This is a genomic window from Rhodococcus sp. AH-ZY2 (genome assembly GCF_030916465.1).
Classification (GTDB): Bacteria; Actinomycetota; Actinomycetes; order Mycobacteriales; family Mycobacteriaceae; genus Rhodococcus; species Rhodococcus ruber.
The window spans coordinates 5,263,847-5,290,373 of sequence record NZ_CP126458.1; the positions used below are offsets into that span (position 1 = coordinate 5,263,847).

Genomic DNA, 26,527 nt, shown 5'->3' on the forward strand with positions numbered 1-26,527 from the left:
GAATCCGATGGCCGAGACCTCGAGAAGCGCAACAGCAGTCGAACACCTCACCAGGGAGGAGCGGGCGGAACGCGGCCGGGCGGCACGCGCCCGGATCCCGCTCTCCGCGCTCGCCGAGTTCGATACGAGCGGTCGTCCCGATCCGCTCGACCTGTTGGAGCAGCAGGCGACGTCCCGGGTGCCGGACCTGGTTCCGGTGCGCTACGGCCGCATGGCAGAAACTCCGTTCTCCTTCTATCGCGGTGCGGCCCTGGTGATGGCCGACGATCTGTCCCGCGGGCCGACCACGACCGTCCTCACTCAGCTGTGCGGGGACGCGCACCTGAGCAACTTCGGTATCTTCGCCACCCCGGAACGCAAGCTGACCTTCGACATCAACGACTTCGACGAGACGTATCCCGGGCCGTTCGAGTGGGACGTCAAGCGGCTCGTCGCCAGTCTCGTGATCGCCGCGCAGGACAACGGATTCACGAGCAAGCAGCAGGCGCGCATCGCCCGCGCCTGTGCCGCCGAATACCGCGAGACGATCGCCCGGCAGGCGGAGCGTGGGAATCTGGCGGTCTGGTATTCGCACATCGAAGCCGGCGCGGAACTCGCGGAGCTGCGCGACGAACTCGACTCGTCCATGAAGAAGCGCCTGCGCAAGACTCTCGAGAAGTCCCGGCACCGGGACAGCGTCCAGGCGCTGGCCAAGTTGACCGAGGTGGTCGACGGCCGGCGCCGGATCATCAGCAACCCGCCGCTCATCGTCCCCATCGAGGAGGTGCTGCCCGACGCGGACGCGGACGAACTCTACGCCGACCTGCACCAGCGCCTGCGCCAGTACCGCTCGACCCTCCAGTGGGATCGGCGGGTATTGCTCGAGCAGTTCGAGTTCGTGCAGGCGGCGCGCAAGGTGGTCGGTGTCGGTAGCGTCGGGACCCGGGCGTGGATCTTCCTGTTGCGCGGCACGGGTGACGACGACCCGCTCTTCCTGCAGGCCAAGGAGGCGCAACGGTCCGTGCTCTCGTACTACGTGGACGGACCGACGTTCGCCAACGAGGGCGAACGGGTGGTCAACGGCCAGCGGCTGATGCAGGCGGCCAGCGACATCTTCCTCGGCTGGCAGCAGGGCCCCGGCCCGGACGGGATCCGGCGCGACTTCTACCTGCGGCAGCTGCGGGACGGCAAGGGCTCTGCGGTCGTCGAGGCGATGACCCCCACCGGCATGACGCTGTACGGGCGGCTGTGCGGACGGGTGCTGGCGTACGGGCACGCCCGATCCGGCGACCGCATCGCGATCGCCGCATACCTCGGATCCGGAACCGAATTCGACGACGCCATAGCGGCTTTCGCGGTCGCCTACGCCGAGCAGAACGTCCGGGACCACGCTGCGCTCGTCGATGCGATCGCCGCGGGGCGGATCACCGCTCAGCGCGGTCTCTGATCCGAGGGAGCGCCGCCCGCCCCGTCCCGGCGTTGCTGTCCGGACGCCTGCCGGACCGCCTCGCCGAGCTGGGGCTCAGGCTTCTTCCAACGCCTCGCCGATTCCCTGGAGCAGGCGGTGGTGATGCGCCTCGGCCAGAAGGTGGCCCGCGGTGATGGCAACCGCCACCGGCCACTCGAGGAGCTCGAGGGCCACCAGGGTGCCGACGCCTGCGAGGTATGCGAGCTGCTCGGGCGGCGGGAGGCTGATGTGGCCCATGACAGGCAGTTCCAGGGCGAGGTGTTCGGCCTCACGCAATCGTTCGAGGGCGGGCCGGCGCGGCGACACCGCTGACGTCGTGGCAGCCATGGCAGTCCCTTCCACTGTCGGGCTTACGGACGAGCCGGCCGTGTTCCGGCCGTCGGGTCAGCGCCGGTCTCTGCGGTCTTCTCGCCGATCTTCCCGGCGGTCGGAACGCCGGCGGACGCCGTGAGCGACCACCGCTGCGGTTGCGACAGTCGTGGCCGTACGAGCCACGGGCGCGGGCCCGATCACTGCGGCGCGGCGCATGCGCCTGGCTGCGAGAGGCATGTCAGTCTCCTTCCGATTCGTCGGCCTCGATTGCGGCCAGCAGGGCCTGTACGGGAATGCGGCCGCTGGCCACCAGCTGTCCCCCGGCGCGGCGGATCGCCGACGCGAACGGCGCGGCCCACAGGTTCTCCCACACCAGCAAGGCCGCGGTGCTGCCGGGCTCTACGGCCGCGGCGACCGCCTCGACGTCCTCCTCGCTGAGCAGCATCGCCAGCTCGGCTTCGTAGGAGCGCAGCGCGCCGATCTCGGCTTCGTCCAGGTCGGCGAGCTCGAACGCTTCGAGCGATCCGTCGGTGTCCTTCTTCAGCAACAGCAGATCCAGGACGCGTACTGTTCCGCGTTCGACGAGTTCTTCGAGGGCGGGTGCGATCTCGCCCCTGAACCTGCTGCCCGGGAACTCCACTACGATCCAGTCCACCGGACCGAGTTCGTCGATGTCACTGTCGATTTGTCGTTCGACCTGTTCGGTCATCGCGTCGTCTCCTTTGCCGAGTTGCCGTCGATGGAGTGGCAAGGCCACATACCCGTGGCGGGTTCCACGTCTGATTCGGCGGCGTCCACGTGCCGCCTCGTCCCGGACGGCCGGCTTGTCGGAGAGTCCGATGACGACCTGGCAAGTCGGTCTGCCGGTGGGTTCTACGCAATCGACGGTAGACCTGATGGCCGCGCCCGGAAAGGAGCTCGGTGAAGACCGCTCGATCCGGTGACCTACGGCGCCTGATATGGACCCGAGCAGGACAGACCGGATATTCCGGACGCATATCCGGTGCCGCGGCGTCTACGCCTCGTGTGCCGGCTTCCGTTCGGGTCGGGGGTGGCGGCGGAACCATGCGGCGTACCGGTCGGCGAGGGGGGCGGCGGTGACTCCGTGGGCGAGCACCGACAGGCCCACGGTGACAACAGCGGTGAGCAGTAGCAGGTCTTCGTGAGGCAGGGTACCGGGTTCTTCGAGAATCAGGATGACGAAGACGATGGTGGCCAGTCCGCGGGGGCCGAACCAGCCGAGGAAGGCGAGGGTGGGGGCGCGGGCATGGGTGCCGAGCAGCGACAGTGTGACGGGGACCATGCGCACGACGGTCAGGCTCAGCGTGGCGTAGGCGAGTATCGGCCACGACAGGTGTTCGAGGGCCGGCCCGAGCAACACCGCCCCGAAGACGATGAACGTCACGGCGTTGAACACATCCCCGCCTCGTCGATCAGTTGGGAGACCTCCCCGTCGGCGCGGCGCCGGATCGTCCCGAAGGTCAGCCCACCCACGAAGGCGGCGATGAATCCCGAGCCGCCGAGGGGCACGGCGACGGTGTAGGCCAGCGTGGCGGCGGCCACCGGCACGATCTGAACCCACAGGGGGTCGATCGTGCGATGCCGGACGGCGAGGATCAGTACCGCCGCCGCGACCGCTCCGGCACCTACCCCGGCGAGGATGCCGTAGCCGATCTGCTCGGTGACCAACCGTACGGCTGCACCGCCGCCGATCGCCCCGGACTCGGCGCGTGCGATCGCCAGCACGATCAGGAACAGCGGTACGCAGATGCCGTCATTGAGGCCGCTTTCGACGTTGAGTCCCTGGCGCACCCGCGTCGGCAGGATCGGCAGGGTGACCACCGCCTGCCCGAGAGCGGCGTCGGTGGGCGCGAGGAGAACGGCGAGCAGCAGCGCCTCGGGCCAGGAGAGGTCGCCCAGCACGAGCACCGCGGCGGCGAAGCCGGCCGCGATGGTCAGCGGCAGTCCTATACCGAGAAGACGTGCAGGAAGCGAGATCTCGGACCGTAGAGCGGTCGGGTCCACACCAGCGGCGTCGGAGAACAGCACGAGGGCAAGGGTGACCTCGGCGAGGAGTTTCACCGTTTCGCTGGTCGCCTCGATGTCGATCAGCCCGGCAGCCTGTGCGCCCAGCACGAGGCCGCCGACGGTGAAGACCATCGGAGCCGTGACGGAGGTGCCCGCGACCCGTCCGGAGATCGCCGCGAAGACGAGCAAGATGCCGGCGATCGCCGGGAGTGCCCAGGTCACGATGCCTCCTCTGGGAGCGGCGGAACTTCCAGGAACGACAATATGATCCACATCATGAGTCGGGTCCTTCTCGCCTCGCCGCACCGGATTTCCGGGACCGGCTCAACCGGAGGGGCGGCGTCGTCATATCTGCCGAATCCGAGACATCATGCGATGAGACATCGCCGGATCGTGCCGTTTGCATGTCTGGTGATTCGGCTGGTCGGTACGCTCGAGATGCCGGAGGACGACAGGTCTGCTCGAGATCGGGAGCGTTGCCATGGCAAGAACCCACCACGGAAAGATCGCGGTCGACATTCGTGATTCCGTCCCTGATTGGGCGCCGTATCTGCCCGCCCAGGCACCCGAGAACGCCCCGAACGTCCTGATCATCGCCTGGGACGACGTCGGGTACGGCAGTATGGACATCTTCGGCGGTCCGATCGAGACCCCGACGATGCGGCGGATCGCGGACCGCGGCGTGAAGTACTCGAACTTCCACACCACCGCGCTGTGTTCCCCGACCCGCGCGTCGCTGCTGACCGGACGCAACGCGACGACCAACGGAATGGCGACCATCGCCGAATTGAGCTCCGGATTCCCCGGCATCAGCACCCACATCCCGTTCGAGAACGGGTTCGTCTCGGAGGTCCTGGCCGAGCGGGGATGGAACACCTACTGCGTCGGCAAGTGGCATCTGACGCCGGGGGAAGAAATGAACATGTCGGCGGTCAAGTCCCGGTGGCCGCTGGGCCGCGGATTCGAGCGCTTCTACGGATTCCTCGGCGGCGAATCCAGCAGTTGGTACCCCGATCTGGTCTACGACAATCACCCGATCGAAGCGCCCGGAACGCCCGAGGACGGCTACCACCTGTCCAAGGACCTTGCGGACAAGGCGATCGGGTTCATCCGCGACGCCAAGACCATCGACCCCGACAAGCCGTTCTTCATGTACCTGGCCCCGCAGGCCGGGCACGCCCCGCACCACGTGTTCACCGAATGGGCCGACCGGTACAAGGGCAGGTTCGACCAGGGCTACGAGGCCATCCGCGTCGAGATCCTGCAGCGGCAGAAGGACCTCGGGTTGTTGCCTGAGAACACCGAGCTGTCACCGATCAATCCGCACGGGGAGCCGGCCACCACCGGGCCCGACGGTCAGCCGTGGCCGCTGCTCGACACCGTCCGGCCCTGGGACTCGCTCACCGCCGACGAGCAACGCCTGTTCGTCCGGATGGCCGAGGTCTTCGCCGGTTACATCTCCTACACGGACGACCAGCTCGGCCGGGTGATCGACATGCTCGACGCGAGCGGCGAGCTCGACAACACCCTCGTCGTCGTGGTTTCCGACAACGGTGCCAGCGGGGAAGGCGGACCCAACGGATCGTTCAACGAATGGCGGTTCTTCAACGGGATCCCCGACACGACCGAGGGGAACCTTCCCCACATCGACGAACTCGGCGGCCCGACGTCGTACAACCACTACAACACCGGCTGGGCATGGGCCTTCGACACGCCGTTTCCGTACTGGAAACGCTGGGCCGGTTACGAGGGCGGCGTCGCCGACATGTGTGTGGTCTCGTGGCCGGCGAAGATCCCGCCGGCGCCCGAGCCGCGGGACCAATACGTCCACGCCGTCGACGTCGTGCCGACGATCTACGAGCTGCTCGGCATCACCCCACCCGAGGTTCTGAAGGGGTACCCCCAGAGTCCGCTCGAGGGAGAAAGTTTCGCGGTCTCACTGACCGATCCCACGGCACCGGGCAAGGCCGTGCAGTTCTATACGATGCTGGGGCAGCGCTCGCTGTATCACGAAGGGTGGCTCGTCTGTTCCGTGCATCCGCCCCTGTCCGGGTGGGGGCACTTCGACAAGGACGTGTGGGAGCTGTACAACCTCGCGGAGGACCGGGCGCAACTGCACAACCTCGCCGACGCCGAACCCGAGCGGCTGGAAGCTCTGAAGAACCTGTGGTTCTACTACGCGGGTCGTCACCACGGCCTGCCGCTGGACGATCGCAGCGCCCTCGAACAGGTGCTCGCCGAACGTCCCCACCCGGGCAAGAAGCGCGACCGCTATGTCTACTATCCGGACTGCGCGGACGTCCCGGAGGCGGCCGGCGTCGCCATCACCGGACGGTCCTACACGATCGTCGCCGGTGTGCACGTGGACTCGGCTGCTGCCGAGGGAGTCCTGTACGCCCACGGCGGCCTGGCCGGCGGCCACAGCCTGTATGTCAAGGACGGACGGCTGCGCTATGCCTTCAACTGGGTCGGCACGCACCTGCAGACCGTGGTCGCCGACCGGGACATCACCCCCGGCGCCCACGTGTGCACCGCCGAATTCGCCGTATCGGGGAAGAACACCGATCCGGCGATGCCGGGTTTCGCCGGCACCCTGACTCTCTATGTCGACGATCAGCAGGTGGCCTCCGGTGAGATCGTCACCCAGCCGGGGGCGTTCTGCCTCGTCGGCGACGGCATCTGCGTCGGGCGCGACAGTGCTTCGCCGGTCACCCCGGACTACGTGTCCCCGTTCCGCTTCACCGGGGGCACGATCGACAAGGTCGTCGTCGACGTCTCCGGCGAACGCTACGTCGACCACGAGGCGCAGGTGCGGGCCTGGTTCTCGATCGATTGACCCCCCGTTTCTCAGCGACCGCGCGCGATGCAGAAAAACGCGATGAGACAGGGGAACCGACGAGGCAGGTGGACCTTTCCGCGCTTTCCCCTTGCCTGGCTGCGGGCCGGTAGCGCCGACAGTCGTCGGTGCGCAGAGGTGTGATCCGCCCTCGAGGATCCACCGGCGGGTGGGTGTCGGTACCGTCGTCCGTACCCGCATCTTGCCGGTGGTGTCCTCGGGGCGGAACTCCTCCGACCCCACCCAACCGGAAGGCCCCACCCGGAACCACCTCGTGTTCTTCGGTGCGTGGCCTGCTGGTTGCCTGCTTCCAGCATCTCGGAACCGGATCGCCCGTTCTCCGGATGCCGTGCAGGACCTCTCCTACCGGACCTGCATGCCCGCCTGTCCAGCGGATGTCCGTCCCAGCGCCGTGGCCTTGAGTTGCTCGAACTCGGCTTCGGTGATCACTCCCGAGTCGTACAGAGCCTTCGCATCGGCGATGTGCTCGGCCGGGGACTTGCCGGCCACCTGCCGGATGTACTCGTCGGTGGCCTGCTTGGTCTCCTGCTGGGCGCGCATCGACCGCTCCGCCATGCCGCGGCCCCGGGCGATCAGATAGACGAAGGCTGTCAGGTACGGCAAGAGGACCAGCCCGATCACCCAGAGGGTCTTGGCGAAGCCGGACACGGTGTGATCGCGGAACAGGTCGACCAAGATCTGGAACAGCACGATCAGGTAGGCCACGAAGGCGAAGACGATGATCGTGTACCACACGTAATCCCAGAACGAATCCATGATGTGCACCTCTCTGTGTGCGGACCCCGGGTGGGGCGGAGCTCCCGACGACCCGGGCGACTCACATCGAGAATGACACCGCGACCGGCCTCTCCCCAGGGGACAAAGACCCTCGATCTCACCGCCGGGCGGAGGCCCCGGCTCCTTCTCGCGACCACCCGAATCGAGCGGTGACCTTGTGCTCTACACCACCGGCCGTCGGCGGCGGAACACTGTAGTCGAGCAACTGCAGGAGTATCGAGATGAACGCAGAGCAGCCCCTGGCCCTCCGGTTGTGGCGCCGCGCTCCGTGGAGCGGCAATCCCCTGATGCGACGATCCGAGCGAGTGGAATCCGCCCTCGTCCTGGCCGTGGCACTGTTCGTGCTCGTCCTGATTCCGTTCGCCGCCGCCTACGGGACGGCGACCTACGCCCGGATCGGCCAACTGGCGATGCAGGAGCATCAGCAACGGCACCAGGTGGCGGCGGTCCTTCTCGAGGAACCGGCACCTGCGCGAGCCGACGCCCTGACAGACACCGCGACACGGGGTCCGGGCGACCCGGACCGAGCGACGGCGCGGTGGACGACCGAGACCGGTGAAACACGCACGGGCAGGGTGGAGGTGCCCTTCGGTGCGAAACCCGGCGAGACGATCGACATCTGGATCGACTCGAACGGTGATCCCGTCGCCGCGCCCAGAACAGGCTCGGACGGCGTCGTAGCCGGTGTCGTTGCCGCGCTCACGGTGTGGGGGATGGGCTCCGGTGTCGCGCTGCTGCTCCTCTACGGAGTGCACCGGGCCGGTGCGAAGCGGAGGATCTCGGCCCTGGATCGGGAGTGGAACGACGTCGGAAGGAGCCCGGGATGGTCGATGGGTTGACCGTCGGGATGCCGGTCGGCGCGAAGCGGCATTCTCGATCTTCTTGCCGGGTAAGATCTTGCGTCGGGAGGCCCGGATGAGCGACTGGGTGTGCCGGCTGATGATGCCGAAGGATTTCGGCGACAGTCCGGCTCAACTGCATCTGGTGCTCCGTGACGATCTCACGGACGCGGAGGTGCTCGCCCGCGTCCTCGGCCTGGTTCACGAGTTCTACGGTCCCCGTGTGCAGGTCGACGATCTGAGGCCCGAGTCCTGGGCGCAGACCCGAGTCGGGTCCCGGCTCCGAAGCTCACCCGCCGGCTGAGGAACGGAGGCGATACGACGGGTCGTTTCACCGCAGATCACCGAGCCGGATCTCAGGAAAGGGGACGGGTCGTGTCCGAGGATGTGCGTGTCGGGCAGGGCAGTGCGAGCCACGGCAGCGTGAGCCGGGGCAGTACCGCCGAAAGGAGCGTCGGACAGAAGATCGCGACGGGCACTTCGGTCGGTGCCGCCGTCGTTCTCGCCACCGTGGGAATTCTGCAACTGCTGCAGGGCGTCGCGGCGGTCGCGGAGGGCGAACTGTTCGTGGTGGGACAGAAATACACCTTCGAGTTCGATCTCACCACATGGGGTTGGATCCACATCGTCACCGGTGCCGTCCTCATCGTGGTAGGTGCTGCCCTCCTCACCGGGGCCACCTGGGGCCGGGTCGCGGCGATCGTCGTCGCGGCCCTGTCGATCCTGCTCAACTTCATGTGGTTGCCGTACTACCCGTGGTGGTCGATTCTGATCATCGCTCTCGACGTGGTGGTCATCTGGGCGGTATCGACCTGGAATCCACGGCTGGACTACTAGGTTCGCGTGAAGGCCGGACCGAGGTGATCGACCCCGGGCCGTCCACCGATCGGCGGAATATCAAAGGGTGCAGAGGTTTCGATCCCCCTGGAGCGCTTCGTCCGCCGCCGTGTCACACCGAGTGGAATGAGATGACGATGGACAGCGAGCCTACGCGCAGCGGCACGGGCACCGCTCCGCTCGACACCGCCGAACGGGCCGAGCTCGAGCGGTTGCGGGCCGAGGTGGCCGCGCTGCGGGCGCGGACGGAGGCCGCGCCCGAGGCGCCCCCGCCGTCGCCCCCGCCCGTGTCGCGTCCGCCGCGGCACGCGTTGCGCTGGACTGCGGTGGCGATCCTGACCGTGCTGGTCGCTCTGCTGGCGATCACGTCGGTGACGGCGCGGTTCGTCCGCAGCGAAATCCTCGACACGGATCGGTACGTCACCACGGTGGCCCCGCTCGGTTCCGATCCCGCGGTGCAGACCGAGATCGCGGGCACGGTCACCGACGAGATCTTCGCGCGGGTCGATGTCGAAGGCCTCACGTCCGACGCGCTGACCGCCCTGACCGATGCCGTTCCGGCGACCGCGGACGCGCCGCGCGTGGACCGGGCGGTGGAGGGCCTCGCGCCGGTGATCGCCGGGCAGGCACGCAACTTCGTGTACGAGACGGTGCTGTCGCTGGTGCAGACCGACCAGTTCGAGGATCTGTGGATCCAGGCCAACCGAGCCGCGCACACCGGTCTGGTGGCAGTCGTCACCGGTGAGGGCGGGCCGTCCTCGGTGACGGTGGACGAGAGCGGCACGGTCAGCATCTCCCTCGGCACGATCATCGACAACGTCAAGGCTCGTCTGTTGGACCGGGGATTCTCCTTCGCCGAGAAGATCCCGGACATCGACAAGCAGTTCGTGCTGTTCCAGTCGCCGGAACTGATCAAGGCGCAACGGGCGGTCAGCGCCCTGAACACGGCGTCGGATGTGCTGCCGTGGCTCACGATCGCCGCCGCGGTGGCCGCGGTGGCCGTTGCTCCGCCCGGCCGTCGCCGTCGTGCCCTGGCGTTCGTCGGGACGGCACTGCTCGTGGGGATGCTGATCCTCGCGATCGCGCTGATCGTCGCCCGGTCCCTCTACCTCGGCGACATTCCCCCGGACGTGCTGTCCCCGGACGCCGCCTCGGCGATCGCCGACACGGTGCTGGTGCCGCTGCGGACCGCGCTGCGGGCGGTGGCGGTCCTCGGCCTGGTGATCGCGGTCGGGGCGTACCTGACCGGGGGATCGGCCTCCGCGGCAGCCGTCCGTCGCGGATTCGGGCGAGGCATGGACGCGGTGCAGCGGTCCCGTAAGCCGCGGCCACCGAACCAGGTGGAAGCCGGGGCCTACCGGGCGCGGACCGCGTTGCGGCTGGCGATCATCGGCGTCGCCGCGCTGATGCTGATGTTCTGGCGGTACCCGACCGGTCTCGTGGTCGTGTGGATCGTTCTCGGTGCCCTGCTGGCGTTGCTCGCGCTCGAGGTGCTGATCCGGCCGGCACGAACCTGGGAGCAACCGACGGAGATCGTGCCCGACGCGGACTCGAAGAGCGGGACGTGAACCCGGTGGACGCCGCTCCCGGCGACCAGGTACCGGCTTCGCGCCGCTGGTGGGCGCGGGCGGCATTCGTCGCCGTCCTCTGCGCTGCCGTCGTGCCGGTGGTCGTCGCGGGCCTGCGCGGCGCTGTTGCACTCCTGGTGGTGAGCGTGGCGGTGGCAGCGGTGACGGTCGCGGCCCTGTACTGGTTCCTCGCGACCCGGGGGCTGGCGCGTGCGCTGTCACTGGGCCTGGCTGTGATCGCACCTCTCGTCCTGCCCGTGCTGTTCGTGCGGGAGGGCGTGCTGTGGGTCGCGCTGGTGTCGGTTGCCCTGGTGCTGCTCGCGCTGCTGTGCGCGCGGGCGGCCCTGCGACGGGGCTCGGAACAGGGGATGCCCGAGTACCCCGCTCCGCCGGTCCACCGCCCGTTCCTGGTGATGAACCCCCGCTCGGGGGGCGGCAAGGTCGTGAAGTTCGATCTGCAACGCAAGGCCGAGGAACTCGGTGCCGAGGTGGCACTGCTCGCCGGGCCGGGTCCCGTCGACGTCGAGGCCCTGGCCCGGCAGGCGGTGGAGCGGGGCGCCGACCTGCTCGGTGTCGCCGGAGGCGACGGCACCCAGGCCCTGGTGGCGGCGATCGCGGCCGAGCACGGACTGCCGTTCCTGGTGATCAGCGCCGGCACGCGGAACCACTTCGCGCTGGATCTGGGCCTGGACCGGGAGGACCCGGCCGCGGGCCTGGACGCGCTGCGGGACGGGGTGGAACTGCGCGTCGATCTCGGCAGGATCGGCGGACGGGTGTTCGTCAACAACGCCTCGTTCGGCGTCTACGCCGACGTGGTGCAGAGCCCGGAATACCGGGACGACAAGACCGGGACGGCGCTGCGGATGATGCCCGACCTGCTCGCCCGGGACAGCGCGACCCGGCTGCGGGCCCGCATCGACGGTGACACGACGGTGGAGGGCGCGCAGGCCGTCCTGGTGAGCAACGACCCGTACGCGACCGACGACCTCGCGGGGCTGGGACGCCGGCCCCGGCTGGATCGCGGGGTGCTCGGGGTGGTGACGATCTCGGTAGCCGGCGCGGGGCAGGCGGTCGACCTGCTGCGCCGCACCCACAGCCGGGGGTTGGTTCAGCGCGTGGCCACCGAGGTGATCGTCGACGCGGAAGCCCCGGAGATACCGGTCGGGGTGGACGGGGAAGCGTTGACGCTGCCCACACCGGTGCGCTGCACCGTCGAACCACAGGCGCTGCGGGTGCGGGTGCCCCGACGGCGTCCGGGAACCCTGGTCTCGGCACCGACCTGGGACTGGGCGCGGCTCCGGGACCTGGCCTTCCGGCCTCAGCGTTCGTCGTCGGTCTCGTCGGGCCTGCGCTGACCTTCCCCGGGCCGCGAGCCTACCGGCACGCGCGGCAGCGATCCGGTGCCGAACAGGGCGGCGACGGCGAGCAGCGCCGTGACGGCGAAGGCCACCTGGAGCGCCTCGAGCCGCGCGTCCGAGTTGACCTCGACGATCGCGTCCGCAGTGGACTCGTCCACCCCGGCATCGGCCAACGCCCCCTCGAGCTGGGTGTCGGACAGGAACGGCACCCCGGCAGCCATGTCCGTGGCGGCCTGCTGCTGCACCGAGTCCGGTACCGCCGGGTTGTTCTCGATACCGGCGATGACGGAGGTGGTCAGGGTGGCGATGAGGATGGACCCGATCAGGGCGGTTCCCAGTGACGCCCCGAGATTGGTCGCCGTGTTCTGCAGACCGCCGACCTCGGCGCTCTGCGAGTCCGGCACCGCGGACACAGTGACCGCACCGAGCTGGGAGGCCAACGCCCCCAGGCCGAGACCCATCAGCAGCATCGGGATCGACACGACCGCCGCGCTGGCGCCGGGATCCATTCCGCCCACAAGGATGAGGATGCCGACGGCCATGGTCCCGAGACCGAGCCGGACGACGAGCCGGGGATTCGCGTGAGGTCGCAGCTTCGGGATTCCGATGGCCGCCAGGACCAGAGCGATCGACAGCGGAAGGATCCGCACGCCCGTCTCGAGCGCACTGAGTTCGAGAACCACCGACAGGAACAGAGGGACGGAGAAGAACACTCCGGCCTGGATGAGGAACTGGGCGAAGAACATACTCAGCCCCCCGGTGAGCTGGCTGTTCTTCAACAGCGCGGGATCGACCAGCGGTTCGCCGCCCGTCTTCGCCAGGTACGTCTCCCGGCGCAGGAACAGGTAGAGCACGAACAGGCCGCCGAGCAGCAGCCAGATGACGGGGGACAGACCCAGAATCTGCGGTCCGCCGGGTTTGGTCTGGATCCAGCCCCACTCGCTCGAGCGCAGCACGCCGTAGACGAACATTCCCAGGCCGACCACCGACAGGAGCGAGCCGACGAGGTCGAGCCGGATCCGCTGGGGTGGAATGTCTTCCACGCGGCGCAGCGTGAGCAGGATCAAGAAGACGACGACGACCTCACCGAAGAAGACGTAGCGCCAGGACGCGAACGTAGTCACCGCCCCGCCGAGCAGCGGCCCCACCGCGACTGCCGCAGCGCCCGCGGCGGCCACCAGTCCGTAGGCGGCGGGACGGCGTTCGGCGGGGAAGTTCGCCGCGACCAGGGAGACGATCGCGGGCATGATCAGGGCCGCACCGATGCCCTCGAGCAGGGACCAGCCGATGAGCAGGACGGTGAGATTCGGTGCGATGCCGGTGACGAACGAGCCGGCACCGTAGATGATCAGGCCGAGCCCGAACGCCCGGCGCCGGCCGAGAATGGTGCCGACCTTGCCGCCGGTGATCATCAGGGTGGCCATCACCAGCGTGTAGAGGGTGATAGCGGTCTGGATGCCGGTGATGGTGGTGTTCACGTCCGCGGCCACGGTCGCCATCGACACGTTCATCACGGAGCTGTCGAGCGTCATCAGGAACTGGCCCGCAGCCAGCACCGCGAGCACCAGGGCGGAACCCGAGGCCGTCGCCGGCCCCTTCTGTGAACTCTCGAGACTCATGGCATCGACCTCTCGGGGGCCCTCGACACTGCTGCGTTCACGCAGGTTAGACCATCGCATGCTGCCGACGCACAGCTACAGGGCACAACGTCCCGGATCTCGGCTACACCGGCTCGAGCGGCCGGAACCGCCGGATGTCGTTGCCCGCGGGGCCGACCACGGCGGCCGAGGACTCGGGCATCTCGTTCCATGCGCCCGGCAGATCGCGGAGCGGTTCGGACACGACGAACCGGGTGTCGATGCCCAGACGATGGAACATCTCCACCTCGGGGTGCAGCTCGCGGAGTTTGGCGACCTCGGTGGAGTAGAACAGCGACCGGGTCCGGCCTTCAGTGGAGTAGCGGAACACCCAGATCGTGTCGCCGGCCGTGGTGGCCACGGTCATCTGTACGGGGTCGTCGATTCCGTGGTCGCGGGCGACCTTCTCGACCATCCCGACCGCACGGCCGACCGCGGTGAACGGATCGTCCCGGAGACCGAACGTGAGAGCGAGGAAGAACAGCACCTCGGAGTCCGTGGTACCCGCGACGTCCGGGTACAGCGACGGATCCACGGCCATCATCAGTTCTCGTTTGATCTCCCGGAAGCCGAGGATCTCGCCGTTGTGCATCCACAGCCATTCCCCGTGCCGGAACGGGTGGCAGTTGCTGCGCTGCACCTGCGTGCCGGTCGAGGCGCGCACATGCGCGAACAGTAGCGGGGCGCGGATCTGCCCGGCGATCTCCCGCAGGTTGTGGTTGTTCCATGCCGGGTCGATGCTCTCGAACAGGGCTGGTTCGGAACCTATTCTGTACCAGCCGATTCCGAATCCGTCACCATTGGTGGTGGTGGCTCCGAGATGGGAGTGCAGGCTCTGGTCGATGAGCGAATGCTCGGGCTTGAACAGCAGGTCCTCCACGAGGATCGGCTCGCCCGAGTAGGCCATCCATCTGCACACCCGGTCATCGAATCACCCCACCGGCGCCGGTGCTCTGGTTTCCCGAGCTATTGTGTCGCTGGGGAATCCGTTGTCTCCAGGTTCAGCACCGAGCCGGTGGTGGCGCCCCCGTCGACGAGGAATTCGGAGCCGGTCGAGTAGGTGGCCTCGGTGACGACGAACCGCACCATCCGGGCCACCTCCTCGGGACTGCCGAAGCGGGGGATCGGCTGCGTGGCGGCGATGCCGCGGTCCATTCCCGCCGTCATCGGTGTGTCGATGGGGCCGGGGTGCACCGAGCACACCCGGACCCCGTCGGGGGCGAACTCGAGCGCGGCGGTCTTCGTGAGGCCGCGCAGCGCCCATTTGCTCGCCACGTAGGCGCCGAGGCCGGCGTAGCCGATGAGGCCGGCCGTCGAGGAGACGTTGACGACGACCCCGCGCCCGCGACGCAGCGCCGGGCCGGCGACGTGCATTCCCAGCCACTGGCCGACGAGATTGACCTGCAGCACGCGTTCGAACTCGACTCGGGTCTGCTCCTCGATGGTGCCGACGGCCAGGATGCCGGCGTTGTTGATCAACGCCCGCAACGGACCGATGGATTCGGCCACGGCGACCGCCTCCGACCATTGCGCTTCGTCGGTCACGTCGAGGTGCACGAACTTCGAGCCGTTGCCGAGCGTCGCGGCGTGGCGGGTGCCTTCATCGTCGAGCACGTCGGCGACGACGACACCGGCGCCTTCACCGGCGAGGATCGTGGCGACGGCGGCGCCGATGCCGCTGCTGCCCCCGGTGACGAGGACCGAACCCCCGTCGAGTTCCGTCATGACCCCAACCCCTCGTGTGCCGATACCGTTGGTGCCGGGGTGCCGTTTCGGGCGATCTCGGATTCCGGTGGTCGTGCGCTGTCCGCGGCGCTACGCGGCGGACCCGCCGTGGCGGCGGTGATCTCGCGGTCGAGGAACGTCTTCAGTTCGGAGATGGCGCTCATCATGGGGGCCGGGAACACCACGGTCGTGTTCTTCTCGACGCCCAGTTCCACCAGTGTCTGCAGGTTGCGCAACTGAAGGGCGAGCGGGTGGGCCAGCATCGTGTCGGATGCCTGCCCGAGGGCGGTCGCGGCGATCGACTCGCCCTCGGCGGCAATGATCTTGGCCCGCTTCTCCCGCTCCGCCTCGGCCTGCCGCGCCATGGCCCGCTTCATGCTGTCGGGCAGCTGGATGTCCTTCAGTTCCACCAGCGTCACCTCGACGCCCCATTCCAGAGTGGACACGTCCAGAAACTCGCGGATGTTCGCGTTGATCACGTTCGTCTCGGACAGTGCCTCGTCGAGCGTGTGCCGGCCGACGACCCTGCGCAGCGTGGTCTGGGCGATCTGATCGATCGCCGCTGCCACATTCTCGATCGCGACGACCGACTTCACGGCATCGATGACCCGGAAGTACGCCACGGCAGAGATGTCGACACTGACGTTGTCGCGGGTGATGATGCCCTGGGACTGGATCGGCATCGTCACGATCCGCAGGGACACCTTCGTCAACCGGTCGACGAGAGGGATGATCAGATGCAGTCCGGGCTCCTTGACACCGATGAGCCGGCCGAACCGGAACAGCACGCCCTTCTCGTACTGGGTCACCACATGCACGGCCTGCGACAGGACGAACAGCGCGACCACCAGGAGCACGCCGGCCAGGACGATCCACGCGGCCACGGCTTCTCCTTCCGCATCGCTTCGCGGCTGTGGTTCCACGGTCCACCCCTGGGGCATCGCCGGAAAGGGTCGAAGGTCACCGTGCCGGGAACGGTGTCGGACGCGCAGCGCGGACCGGGCCGGTACAGTGAAGCCTGTATACCCCCTTGGGTATGCCGAGCCTACGTGGAGGGAGTGTCGGGATGACATCGGCCGACTTCGTCGACGGAGTCGAGGTGCTGTGGCGACCGGGCTGCCCGTTCTGCTCGAGGCTGCGCCGGGGCCTGCGCAGGCGCGGTATCGAGACCGCCGAGACCGACATCTGGCAGGACCGGACCGCCGCCGAACGGATCCGCGCGGTGACCGGCGGTGACGAGATCGTGCCGACCGTCTTCATCGGACCGGTCGCACTCGTCAATCCCTCTGTGCGAGAAGTCGAATCGGCGATCGAGCGGTATCTCCCCGGCCGGGTCGGCGAGCTGGTCGGGCCCCGGCCGACGACGCTGTGGTCCCGACTGTCCGAGACGTTCCGCAATCGGCCGCTCGAATCCCCGTCCCGACGATCGAAGGAGTCGTGATGTCCGAACATCCTCAGGACGAAGAACTCTGGGACGAGCGCTACCGCTCCCGCCCCACGCTGTGGAGCGGTGAGCCCAACCGTCACCTCGTGGGGGAGGCGGCCGATCTCGCACCCGGACTCGCCCTCGACGTAGGCTGCGGCGAGGGCGCGGACGCCATCTGGCTCGCGCAGCGCGGCTGGCGCGTCGACGGTGTGGACGTCTCCGGCGTCGCCCTGCAACGCGCCGCCGAGCACGCGGACCGGGCCGGCGCCGAGGTCGCCGGCCGCATCTCGTGGCTGCACGAGAACCTGACCGCCTGGGACCCGGGCCGAGGGCGATACGACCTGGTCTCCGCGCAGTACATGCACCTGCCCTCGCCGGAACGTGACGTCCTCTTCCGTCGGCTGGGGGAGGCGGTCGCCCCCGGCGGCACCCTCCTGATCGTCGGGCATCACCCCTCCGACCTGCAGACCACCGTGCCGCGTCCGCCGCGACCCGAGTTGTTCTTCACGGGGGCGGACGTCGTGGCGCTGCTCGATCCCGACGGCTGGGACGTCGTCACCGATGCCGCCGTCGCGCGGGAGGTCACCGACCCGGACGGACGCGTCGTCACCGTGCACGACACCGTGGTCGGGGCCCGACGGCGCTGATCGCGGCGCGAACGTCGTCACCCGGGGGGAGCTCCCAGAGTCGCTGGGCGGGTAGCCCTCAGAGTCGCTGGGCGGTAGCCCTCAGGGTCACTGGGCGGTAGCCCTCAGGGTCACTGGGCGGTAGCCCTCAGGGTCGCCGGGCGGGTAGCCCTCAGGGTCGCCGGGCGGTAGCCCTCAGGCCAGTGCGAGGAAGAGGCGCTCGAGCTGTTCCTCGGTGAGCCGGTCGGGGCACGTGTCGTCCTCCTCGTCGAGCATGCACCGACGAAGCTGTGCGGCAACGATCTTGAAGCCGGCGCGGTCGAGCGCCCGGGAGACGGCGGCGAGCTGGGTCACCACGTCCCGGCACTCGCGGCCGGACTCGAGCATGGCGATGACGCCCGCGAGCTGCCCCTGGGCGCGGCGCAGCCGATGCAGCACCTGGGTATCGGCTTCGGGGGTGACGGCGGTCCGGGCGACGGGGGCGGCAGGAGTGTTCATGGTTGTGCTTCCGGTCGGGGGGGAGCGGGGTTCGCTTGGATACCCCATGGGGTACTTGACATACCCTAGGGGGTATGTGGCAGGGTTGTCCACATCGAGGACGAAATCGACTCATACGGAGGAACCACGATGATTCTCGAGCAGTACTACATCGAGTGCCTGTCGCACGCGTCGTACCTGATCGGTGACGAGAGCACCGGCCGGGCGATCGTGGTCGATCCGCGCCGGGACGTCACCGAGTACCTCGACGACGCGCGCAGGCACGGGCTGAGCATCGAGGGTGTGATCAACACCCATTTCCACGCCGACTTCGTCTCCGGGCACCTCGAGCTGCTCGAGGCGACCGGGGCGTGGATCGGGTTCGGCGAGGCCGCCGAGGCGGACTACCCGATCCGCCGGCTGCGCGACGGCGAGCACCTCTCGCTCGGGGAGGTGGACCTCGAGATCCTGTCCACCCCGGGGCACACCTGGGAGTCGATCTCGGTGCTGGTGCGCGAGCATCCGGGGGCGACGCCGACGGCGGTGCTGACCGGGGATTCGCTGTTCATCGGGGACGTGGGCCGGCCGGACCTGGTGAACCTGGGGGATTCGTCGACCGAGGACCTGGCCCGGGCGATGTACCACACGGTGCACGAGAAGCTGCTGACCCTGCCCGATCAGGTCACCGTGATGCCCGCGCACGGCGCCGGCTCGTCGTGCGGGAAGAACCTGTCGGCGGAGCTGACCTCGACGATCGGGGAGCAGCGGGTGAGCAACCCGTCGGTGCAGCCGATGAGCGAGGAGGCGTTCGTCGCGCTGGTCACCGAGGGCCAGCCCGCGGCGCCGTCGTACTTCTCGGTCGATGCCGGGTTGAACAAGAGCCTGCATCCGCTGCTCGATCAGGGCCGGGCCATCCCGGCGCTGAGCCCGGAGCGGGTGCGCGCGGAGCTGGCCGCCGGGACCCGGGTGCTCGATGCGCGCAGCGTGGACGAGTTCGCGGCGGGGCATCTGCGCGGGTCGGTCAACGTCGGGTTCGACGGGCGGTTCGCCGAGACCGGCGGCATGGTCGCCGAGGTGGGGGAGCCGATCGTGTTGATCACCTATCCGGGCGAGGAGCAGGACGCGGCGGTGCGGCTGGCCCGGATCGGGTCGGACAACGCGCTGGGGTATCTGACGGTCGATCACGACGGGGTGTTCCCGGCGGAGCTGGCGGAGCTGGTGCAGAGCGCGCCGCGCACCACCGTCGCCGAGCTCGACGAGATGCTCGCCGCGGAGGCGGTGGCGTTGGTCGACATCCGCAATCCGGGGGAGCGGGAGTTCGGGACGATTCCGGGGGCGGTGCCGATTCCGTTGGCGCAGCTGCGGGCGCGGCTCGAGCAGGTGCCCACCGGCAAGCCGATCGTGGTGCACTGTGCCGGCGGGTGGCGGTCGAGTGTGGCCGCGTCGCTGCTGCGGGCGCAGGGCTTCGAGAACGTGTCGGACCTGCTCGGCGGGTACAACGCCTGGGCCGAGGCCCACGTCCCCGCCTGACCGCGGTACCTCCGCAATTCACGGCAGCCCGCCCCCTGGTCGACCAGGGGGCGGGCTGCCGTCGTCCTATCAGGCACCGTCCTATCAGGCACCGTCCTGCTCGGCACCGTCCGGTCCGCGGAGGAGCGTGCCCGCCTGGGATCATGCCTGGACGAGTCCCCGACCTCTGGAGCAGCAGATGGCCTACTTCGAACGGATCGGTCCGGCCGCGTTCCGGCCGACCCACCACGTCGGCGGCGCCTGGAACCCGCAGGAGCAGCACATCGCGCCCGCGCTGGGGCTGCTGGTCCACGCCGTCGAATGCGACCGGGATGCCCGCCGCGACGACGGACTGGTCGTCGCCCGCCTGTCCTACGACATCCTCGGCACCGTCCCGGTCGACACGGTCGAGACCACCGTGACGGTCCTGCGTCCCGGGCGCACCATCGAGCTCGTCGAGGCCGTCCTCACGCACGACGGTCGCGCCGCGGTCCGGCTGCGGGCCTGGCTGATGCAACCTCGTCCCACCCCCGCGCTGGAGGCGACGTCGCTGCCGCGGATCGACCCGCCCGAGGCCATGGAGCCGTGGGACGCCTCGACGGTGTGGCCGGGCGGGTTCATCGCCTCCACCGAGGTCCGCCGCGCCCAGCTCGAGCCGGGCCGGGCGGCGTACTGGGTGCGCACGCCGCTCCCCCTGGTGCTCGACGAGAAGGTCAGCGCGCCGGCCGGTGCCGCCGGTCTGTTCGACATCGCCAACGGCATGACCGCGCGGGTGTCCCCGAAAGACGTCGCCTTCCCCAACGTCGACCTCACCGCCCACCTGTTCACCGAACCCCGCGGTGACTGGCTCGGCTTCGACACCACCGTCTCGTTCGGTCCCGACGGTCTCGGCCTGACGAGCAGCGTCCTCCACGACACCCGCGGTCCCGTCGGCACCGTGTCCCAGATCCTCACCGTCCGTCCCAACTGACCGTCGTGCCGGCGGGGCGCACGCGCGACGGACACGGTCAGGCGCCGACGTAGGCCGCGAGGTGCTCGCCGGTGAGGGTGGACCGCGCGGCGACGAGGTCGGCGGGGGTGCCCTCGAAGACGATCCGGCCACCGTCGTGGCCGGCGCCGGGACCGAGGTCGATGATCCAGTCGGCGTGCGCCATGACCGCCTGGTGGTGCTCGATGACGATGACGGACTTGCCGGCGTCGACCAATCCGTCGAGCAGCCCGAGCAGCTGCTCGACGTCGGCGAGGTGCAGACCGGTCGTCGGTTCGTCGAGGACGTAGACGCCGCCCTTCTCGGCCATCCGGGTCGCCAGCTTGAGCCGCTGGCGTTCACCGCCGGACAGCGTGCTCAGCGGTTGACCGAGGCTGAGGTAGCCGAGCCCCACGTCGGCGAGCCGCTGCAGGATCTTGTGCGCCGCCGGGATCCGTGTCTCGCCCGCGCCGAAGAACCCCTCGGCCTCGGCCACCGGCATCGCAAGCACGTCCGCGATGCTGCGCCCGCCGAACGTGAACTCCAGCACCGCCGCCTGGAACCGCTTCCCCTCGCATTCCTCGCAGGTGGATTCGACGGTGGCCATCACTCCCAGGTCGGTGTAGATGACCCCGGCGCCGTTGCACGCCGGGCACGCGCCCTCGGAGTTGGCGCTGAACAACGCCGGTTTCACGCCGTTGGCCTTCGCGAACGCCTTCCGGATCGGATCGAGCAGCCCGGTGTACGTCGCCGGATTGCTCCGCCGCGAACCCCTGATCGCCCCTTGGTCGACCGTGACCACGCCCTCGCGCCCGGCCACCGAACCGTCGATCAGCGAGCTCTTCCCGGAGCCCGCCACGCCGGTGAGGACGACCAGCACGCCGAGTGGGATGTCCACGTCGACGTTCTGCAGGTTGTGCGTGTCGGCGCCGCGCACCTCGAGCACACCCGACGGGGTCCGCACCGCGGGCTTCACCGATGCGCGGTCGTCCAGGTGCCGCCCGGTGAGCGTGCCACTGGTGCGCAGTCCCTCGACGGTGCCCTCGAACACCACCTCGCCACCGTCGGTGCCGGCGCCCGGTCCGAGGTCGACGACGTGGTCGGCGATCGCGATCGCCTCCGGCTTGTGCTCGACGACGAGCACGGTGTTGCCCTTGTCGCGCAGCTGCAGCAACAGGTCGTTCATCCGGGCGATGTCGTGCGGGTGCAGTCCGATGGTGGGCTCGTCGAAGACGTACGTGACGTCGGTGAGGGAGGAACCGAGATGTCGGATCATCTTGGTGCGCTGGGCTTCTCCGCCGGACAACGTGCCCGCCGGCCGGTCGAGGGAGAGGTAGCCCAACCCGATCTCCGCGAACGCGTCGAGAAGGTGCTGCAGCCCGGTCAGCAGCGGAGCCACCGACGGTTCGTCCAGGCTGCGGACCCAGTCGGCCAGGTCACTGATCTGCATGGCGCAGACGTCGGCGATGTTCCTGCCGCCGATCTTCGAGGACAGGGCCTCCTCGGCGAGCCGGGTGCCGCCGCAGGCGGGGCAGGTGGAGAAGGTCACGGCCCGTTCCACGAACGCCCGGATGTGCGGCTGGAGGGCATCGACGTCCTTGGACAGCATCGATTTCTGGATCTTCGGGATCAGCCCCTCGTACGTCAGGTTGATCCCGTCGACCTTGATCTTGGTCGGTTCCCTGTGGAGCAGGTCGTGCAGTTCCCGCTTGGTGTACTTGCGGATCGGCTTGCCCGGGTCGAAGAATCCGCAGCCCCGGTAGATCCGGCCGTACCAGCCGTCCATGCTGTACCCGGGAATCGTGAGTGCACCCTCGTCGAGCGAGAGGTTCTCGTCGTACAACGCGGACAGGTCGAAGTCGGTGACCGAGCCCATCCCCTCGCAGCGCGGGCACATGCCGCCGAGCCGGTGGAAGGTCGCCTTCTCGGTCTTCGTCCTGCCGGCGCCGCGCTCGACCGTGATCGCACCGCTGGCTTTCACCGAGGGGACGTTGAACGAGTACGCGTTGGGGGAACCGATGTGCGGTTGCCCCAGCCGGCTGAAGAGGATGCGCAGCATCGCGTGCGCGTCGGTGGCGGTGCCGACGGTGGAGCGGGGATTGGAACCCATCCGCTCCTGGTCGACGATGATCGCCGTCGTCAGTCCTTCGAGCAGGTCGACGTCGGGACGCGCCAGGGTCGGCATGAAGCCCTGCACGAAGGCGCTGTAGGTCTCGTTGATCAGCCGTTGCGACTCCGCGGCGATCGTGCCGAACACCAGCGAGCTCTTGCCCGAGCCGGAGACGCCGGTGAACACCGTCAACCGGCGCTTCGGGATCTCGACGCTGACGTCGTGGAGGTTGTTCACCCGCGCACCGTGGACGCGAATCAGGTCGTGGCTGTCGGCAACGTGCGGCGCGTGCGACCGCGTGTCCGTCTTCGTGGCCATGCTCATCGGGTCTCCATCTGCCGGGAGGGGAAAAGCTCGGGTCAACGGTGACGTCATGGCGGTCAGGCTAGTTGCGGCTCCGCGGCTCCCGCTTCTCGATTCCTGATCGGTCTGGTCACCGTCTTCGCGACACACGACGGCATCCCCGCCGCCGCGTGCGCCGCCTGACGCCGGTAGATGCTCGGCGGCACACCGACCAGCTCGGTGAAGCGAGTGCTGAAGGTGCCCAGCGACGAGCAGCCCACCGCGAAGCACACCTCGGTGACACTCAGATCGCCGCGACGCAGCAGTGCCATCGCGCGTTCGATGCGCCGCGTCATCAGGTACGCGTACGGCGACTCCCCGTACGCCGCCCGGAATTGCCGGCTGAGATGCCCCGCCGACATGTGCACCCCGCGGGCGAGCGCCTCGACGTCCAGCGGCTGGGCGTACTCCCGGTCGATGCGGTCGCGGACGCGGCGCAGCCGCGCGAGATCGCGCAGGCGCTGCGCGTCAGCAGGTCCCCCGGTCACGTACGCGATCGTGCCACGTGGCAACGGAGTTGCCCAGCGCTTCCGGCGTGCCACGCGTGGACGGCGAGTTCGTCGACGAAGCGGTATCGGCCGCGCGACGGCGAGGAACGGACTCGCGCTCGGCGGATCGATCAGGAATCGAGAAGCGCGGGACACGGAGACGCTCCTAACCTGCTCGTCATGGACATCACCATTCACACGAGCTTCCTGCCGCACGACGACCCGGACGCCTCCCTCGCCTTCTATCGCGACGTCCTCGGCTTCGAGGTCCGCAATGACGTCGGGCAGGGCAAGATGCGCTGGATCACGGTGGGCCCCGCCGGTCAGCCCGACACGTCCATCCTCCTGGCGCCGCCGGCCGTCGACCCGGGCATCACCGACGACGAGCGCCGCACCATCGCCGAGATGATGGCCAAGGGCACCTACGGCTGGATCCTGCTGGCCACCCGGGATCTCGACGCCACGTTCGAGAAGGTGCAGGCCGGCGACACCGAGGTCGTCCAGGAGCCGACCGAGCAGCCGTACGGCATCCGCGACTGTGCCTTCCGCGACCCGGCGGGCAATCTGGTGCGGATCCAGGAGCTTCGCTGAGCCCTACGTCGGACACTGCCGCCGGCGGACGGCACACCGTCGACCGTTCCTCGCTGCCACCGGTGCCGCGGTGCACTCCCGGTGTCGCCGCGGCGCCGGCACGGTACTGACCTGCGTCACTTCTGGGTTGTGACGAGACATTCCGGACGGCAGTGGAATTCGGAACTCCGGCTCGGATGGGCTCGCGGGGTGTCCCGCGAGCACGGAGAATGCGGGAGCGTAAGACGACGGCAGCGGTCGCTGCACCTCCTACCCTGGGTCAGGCACTGCCCGGGCCGGCGGTTGCCGGTTCCACGTGGATGAAGGTCTCGGTGTGCGGCAGCACCGCGTCGATCGCCGCCTCGATGCGGTCGGCCATGTCGTGAGCGGTCCGCACGGTCCAGTCCCCGGGCACGGTCACGACGACGAACACCTGACGTTGCCGCCCGGATTCGACGGTACGCAGCGGCGCGAACTCGACGGGGCACTCGGCACGGAACCCGTCCAGTACGGCGTTGACCTGGTCCTGTTCGTGCTGGGGGAGGGCGGCGCTGAGCAGGCCGCTGACCGAGCCGCGAAGCAACCGGTACCCGGTCCACAGGATGTTGACGCCCACGGCGAGCGCCACGATCGGGTCCAGAGGCTCCCAGCCGGTGACGGCGACCAGCGCGATGCCGACGATCACTCCGGCGGAGGTCCATACGTCGGTCAGCAGGTGCTTGCCGTCCGCGACGAGCGTGATCGAGCGGTGCGTGCGTCCCACACGCAGCAGGGTGAGGCCGACGCCGAGGTTGATCACCGAGGCGACGGTCGACAGGGCCAGTCCGAGCCCGGGCTGGACGAGCGGAACCGGGCTGATCAGGCGTTCGATCGCGGTCCAGATGATGGCGGTGGCGGCGACGAAGATCATCGCGCCCTCGACCAGGGCGGAGACGTACTCGGCCTTGCCGTGGCCGAAGTGGTGGCTCGCGTCCGGGGGGCGGGCCGCCACCCGCAGCGCGATCAGCGCCACCACCGCGGCGACGAGGTTGACGCCGGATTCGAGGGCATCGGAGAGGAACCCGACCGAGCCGGTCGCCCATGCGGCGCTCGCCTTGAGGACGATGGTGACCACCGCGGCGGCCAAGGAGAGCAGCATGAATCGGAACAACAGCCGGTCCTGCTGTTGCCGCGATTCGGGCACGGACGTCGTCATCCGACTCCTCCCGCTCGGTCGGTTTCCGTGGTCGCGGAGCGCGTGGTCGACGCGCCCGCGCAGGTGTTCCCCTTTCGGGACGCGGGAACACCTGCGCCGGGCCGAACGACGGGTCAGGCGGCCGTCGTGGCGTCGAGCAGCGCCTGACGCTGGTTGGCGCCGAGGCCCCCGATGCGGCGGGTGTCCGGGATCGACAGCTGCTCGAGGAGCTTGGCGGCCTTGACCGCGCCGACTCCCGGCAGCGCCTTGATCAGGGCGGAGACCTTCGTCTTCTTCACGACCTCGTCGGTCTCCGCCTTCTCGAGCACGGCCGGGACGTCGAGCTCGCCGGCCTTGACGGCGGCGAGCAGCTCGCTGCGGGCCTTGCGCACTTCGGCGGCCTTGGCGAGTGCGGCGGTGCGCTGTTCGTCGGTGAGAACGGGTGCTGGCATGACGCCCCCTGTGTTGTCCGATGGTGAGCGGCCCCGGGCGAGGCTGCCGCGGCTGATGCTGCCAGGTCGGACCGACATCCGTCGGTTCGGCACGCGGAGACGGCCGTCTCGGGATTCGCGGGGCGGATCCGGCCGATTCGGGCACCCGCCCTGCGACTACGCTGTCAGCGGTTCACGACCGGCGGGACGGAGTAGACGATGAGCGCGGCGAAGGCGGCTACGGTCGGGACCGGTAACGGCCGGCAGGCGATCCTCGACTCGGCGTTGCGGAACATGAACGAGCGCGGGTACCACGGCACCTCGATGCGGGACATCGCCCGCGACGCCGACATCACCGTCGCCTCGATCTACCACCACTTCAAGTCCAAGCAGGAGATTCTGCAGGACATCATGACCCGGGCGCTGCACGATGCGATCGCCATGACCCGGGGGGCGTTGCTGCGGGCGGGTGGTTCGCCGGACGCGCAGTTGCAGGCGCTGGTGCGGGCGTGGGTCATGTTCCATACCACCCGGCAGCTCGATGCGTTGGTGGGTGCGACGGAACTGCGCAGCCTGAACGAGGCCGGTCGCCGGCTCGTCGTCGCGCTGCGCGACGAACAGGAGGGCCTGTTCCGCGACGTCGTCGAGCGGGGCGTCGAAGAGGGGGCCTTCGAGGTGGAGTTCCCGCGCGATGCGGTGCGCGGGATCATCAACATGGGCCAGTCGGTGTGCACCTGGTGGCGGTCCGACGGGCCGCTGCGGGCGGAGGAACTCGCGGACCGCTACGCGGATCTCGCCTTGGCGATGGTGCAGCACCGCCCCCGCCGCGTCGGCGCCCCTGCTTCCTAGCGGTCGATCGGCTGCCCGTCTCGAGCGTGGTAGTCTTCCTTTCTCCCGTCAGCGTTTCTCCAGTTCGGATCCCTTCATCGGCACCGAGGTTGACACCGAACGCTCGTTCGGTGACTCTGTAGGTCACCCGAACGATCGTTTGGCCGACAGGCCGACGCAGGAAGGAATCCGCG

Annotated in this window: 25 protein-coding genes and 1 pseudogene; 13 read left to right on the forward strand and 13 right to left on the reverse strand. The window is 69.0% G+C overall.

The genetic code is table 11. The features are described from left to right. The first annotated feature begins 7 nt into the window (after positions 1 to 7). A complete protein-coding gene (locus QNA09_RS25225; RefSeq protein ID WP_010596002.1) occupies positions 8 to 1,426 on the forward strand; it encodes a DUF2252 domain-containing protein in 1,419 nt (472 codons plus the stop codon). Between the two features lie 75 nt (positions 1,427 to 1,501). Here the strand turns inward: QNA09_RS25225 and QNA09_RS25230 are convergent, their stop codons facing one another. From QNA09_RS25230 to QNA09_RS25240, 3 genes and pseudogenes are all read right to left on the reverse strand, one after another. Next, positions 1,502 to 1,774, reverse strand: coding sequence for a hypothetical protein (locus tag QNA09_RS25230; RefSeq protein WP_308072141.1), 273 nt, complete (start codon positions 1,772 to 1,774; stop codon positions 1,502 to 1,504). A 223-nt stretch (positions 1,775 to 1,997) separates the two neighbouring features. Then, positions 1,998 to 2,468: a DUF6325 family protein gene (locus tag QNA09_RS25235; RefSeq protein WP_003939438.1), complete on the reverse strand. Its 471-nt coding sequence runs from the start codon at positions 2,466 to 2,468 to the stop codon at positions 1,998 to 2,000. A 306-nt stretch (positions 2,469 to 2,774) separates the two neighbouring features. Further along, a pseudogene (locus QNA09_RS25240) lies at positions 2,775 to 4,009 on the reverse strand (cation:proton antiporter). Between the two features lie 259 nt (positions 4,010 to 4,268). Here QNA09_RS25240 and QNA09_RS25245 point away from each other — a divergent pair. Beyond that, entirely contained in the window at positions 4,269 to 6,623 is a 2,355-nt protein-coding gene (locus QNA09_RS25245) for an arylsulfatase (RefSeq protein WP_308072142.1), read from the forward strand. Between the two features lie 363 nt (positions 6,624 to 6,986). Here QNA09_RS25245 and QNA09_RS25250 read toward each other — a convergent pair whose 3' ends face one another. After that, on the reverse strand, positions 6,987 to 7,400 hold the full coding sequence (locus tag QNA09_RS25250) for an SHOCT domain-containing protein (RefSeq protein WP_010596007.1): 414 nt from the start codon (positions 7,398 to 7,400) through the stop codon (positions 6,987 to 6,989). A gap of 242 nt (positions 7,401 to 7,642) precedes the next feature. Between QNA09_RS25250 and QNA09_RS25255 the strand changes: the two genes are divergently transcribed. From QNA09_RS25255 to QNA09_RS25275, 5 genes are all read left to right on the forward strand, one after another. Continuing rightward, positions 7,643 to 8,260 carry a hypothetical protein gene (locus tag QNA09_RS25255; protein ID WP_010596008.1) on the forward strand — a complete coding sequence of 206 codons (618 nt, stop codon included), beginning with the start codon at positions 7,643 to 7,645 and terminating at the stop codon, positions 8,258 to 8,260. A gap of 76 nt (positions 8,261 to 8,336) precedes the next feature. After that, entirely contained in the window at positions 8,337 to 8,564 is a 228-nt protein-coding gene (locus QNA09_RS25260) for a hypothetical protein (protein ID WP_010596009.1), read from the forward strand. Positions 8,565 to 8,635: 71 nt separating this feature from the next. Continuing rightward, complete coding sequence (locus QNA09_RS25265; RefSeq protein WP_010596010.1) at positions 8,636 to 9,097, forward strand: hypothetical protein; 462 nt, start codon at positions 8,636 to 8,638, stop codon at positions 9,095 to 9,097. 131 nt (positions 9,098 to 9,228) lie between these two features. After that, positions 9,229 to 10,665, forward strand: coding sequence for a hypothetical protein (locus QNA09_RS25270; RefSeq protein ID WP_374121865.1), 1,437 nt, complete (start codon positions 9,229 to 9,231; stop codon positions 10,663 to 10,665). Next, positions 10,662 to 12,020, forward strand: coding sequence for a diacylglycerol kinase family protein (locus tag QNA09_RS25275; protein WP_248957404.1), 1,359 nt, complete (start codon positions 10,662 to 10,664; stop codon positions 12,018 to 12,020). Before QNA09_RS25270 ends, QNA09_RS25275 begins: the two co-directional genes overlap by 4 nt. Here QNA09_RS25275 and QNA09_RS25280 read toward each other — a convergent pair. The 4 genes from QNA09_RS25280 to QNA09_RS25295 all read right to left on the reverse strand — a co-directional run bounded on the left by QNA09_RS25280 (position 11,984) and on the right by QNA09_RS25295 (position 16,269). Beyond that, the gene (locus QNA09_RS25280; RefSeq protein ID WP_124258907.1) at positions 11,984 to 13,642 is read right to left on the reverse strand and encodes an MFS transporter; all 1,659 of its coding nucleotides are present in this window, start codon (positions 13,640 to 13,642) and stop codon (positions 11,984 to 11,986) included. The two genes, QNA09_RS25275 and QNA09_RS25280, sit on opposite strands and share 37 nt — an antisense overlap. 103 nt (positions 13,643 to 13,745) lie before the next feature. Next, entirely contained in the window at positions 13,746 to 14,567 is an 822-nt protein-coding gene (locus QNA09_RS25285) for a class II glutamine amidotransferase (protein ID WP_248957405.1), read from the reverse strand. A 59-nt stretch (positions 14,568 to 14,626) separates the two neighbouring features. Then, entirely contained in the window at positions 14,627 to 15,385 is a 759-nt protein-coding gene (locus QNA09_RS25290; RefSeq protein WP_248957406.1) for an SDR family NAD(P)-dependent oxidoreductase, read from the reverse strand. After that, entirely contained in the window at positions 15,382 to 16,269 is an 888-nt protein-coding gene (locus tag QNA09_RS25295) for a slipin family protein (protein WP_003939451.1), read from the reverse strand. Before QNA09_RS25295 ends, QNA09_RS25290 begins: the two co-directional genes overlap by 4 nt. 182 nt (positions 16,270 to 16,451) lie before the next feature. Between QNA09_RS25295 and QNA09_RS25300 the strand changes: the two genes are divergently transcribed. Both QNA09_RS25300 and QNA09_RS25305 read left to right on the forward strand, forming a co-directional pair. Beyond that, positions 16,452 to 16,826 carry a glutaredoxin domain-containing protein gene (locus QNA09_RS25300; protein ID WP_248957408.1) on the forward strand — a complete coding sequence of 125 codons (375 nt, stop codon included), beginning with the start codon at positions 16,452 to 16,454 and terminating at the stop codon, positions 16,824 to 16,826. Continuing rightward, a complete protein-coding gene (locus QNA09_RS25305; RefSeq protein ID WP_248957410.1) occupies positions 16,826 to 17,458 on the forward strand; it encodes a bifunctional 2-polyprenyl-6-hydroxyphenol methylase/3-demethylubiquinol 3-O-methyltransferase UbiG in 633 nt (210 codons plus the stop codon). Before QNA09_RS25300 ends, QNA09_RS25305 begins: the two co-directional genes overlap by 1 nt. Positions 17,459 to 17,632: 174 nt before the next feature. On the opposite strand, the gene QNA09_RS25310 is transcribed toward QNA09_RS25305, so the two are convergent. Further along, positions 17,633 to 17,935, reverse strand: coding sequence for a metal-sensitive transcriptional regulator (locus tag QNA09_RS25310; RefSeq protein WP_003939454.1), 303 nt, complete (start codon positions 17,933 to 17,935; stop codon positions 17,633 to 17,635). A 129-nt stretch (positions 17,936 to 18,064) separates the two neighbouring features. Here QNA09_RS25310 and QNA09_RS25315 point away from each other — a divergent pair, with 129 nt between their 5' ends. Further along, positions 18,065 to 19,444 (forward strand): rhodanese-like domain-containing protein, encoded by a 1,380-nt coding sequence (locus QNA09_RS25315; RefSeq protein ID WP_248957411.1) that lies wholly within the window; start codon positions 18,065 to 18,067, stop codon positions 19,442 to 19,444. A gap of 178 nt (positions 19,445 to 19,622) precedes the next feature. Then, positions 19,623 to 20,393 carry a thioesterase family protein gene (locus QNA09_RS25320; protein WP_059174670.1) on the forward strand — a complete coding sequence of 257 codons (771 nt, stop codon included), beginning with the start codon at positions 19,623 to 19,625 and terminating at the stop codon, positions 20,391 to 20,393. A 37-nt stretch (positions 20,394 to 20,430) separates the two neighbouring features. On the opposite strand, the gene QNA09_RS25325 is transcribed toward QNA09_RS25320, so the two are convergent. Beyond that, entirely contained in the window at positions 20,431 to 22,824 is a 2,394-nt protein-coding gene (locus tag QNA09_RS25325) for an ATP-binding cassette domain-containing protein (protein WP_374121866.1), read from the reverse strand. Positions 22,825 to 22,880: 56 nt separating this feature from the next. After that, a complete protein-coding gene (locus QNA09_RS25330) occupies positions 22,881 to 23,330 on the reverse strand; it encodes a helix-turn-helix transcriptional regulator (protein ID WP_017681142.1) in 450 nt (149 codons plus the stop codon). A 180-nt stretch (positions 23,331 to 23,510) separates the two neighbouring features. Between QNA09_RS25330 and QNA09_RS25335 the strand changes: the two genes are divergently transcribed. After that, entirely contained in the window at positions 23,511 to 23,921 is a 411-nt protein-coding gene (locus QNA09_RS25335; RefSeq protein WP_017681143.1) for a VOC family protein, read from the forward strand. A 259-nt stretch (positions 23,922 to 24,180) separates the two neighbouring features. Here the strand turns inward: QNA09_RS25335 and QNA09_RS25340 are convergent, their stop codons facing one another. Beyond that, entirely contained in the window at positions 24,181 to 25,095 is a 915-nt protein-coding gene (locus QNA09_RS25340; RefSeq protein WP_119699311.1) for a cation diffusion facilitator family transporter, read from the reverse strand. 113 nt (positions 25,096 to 25,208) lie between these two features. After that, a complete protein-coding gene (gene mihF / locus QNA09_RS25345) occupies positions 25,209 to 25,526 on the reverse strand; it encodes an integration host factor, actinobacterial type (protein WP_003937196.1) in 318 nt (105 codons plus the stop codon). 198 nt (positions 25,527 to 25,724) lie between these two features. Between mihF and QNA09_RS25350 the strand changes: the two genes are divergently transcribed. Then, positions 25,725 to 26,354 (forward strand): TetR/AcrR family transcriptional regulator, encoded by a 630-nt coding sequence (locus tag QNA09_RS25350; RefSeq protein WP_248957412.1) that lies wholly within the window; start codon positions 25,725 to 25,727, stop codon positions 26,352 to 26,354. The last annotated feature ends 173 nt before the right edge of the window (positions 26,355 to 26,527 follow it).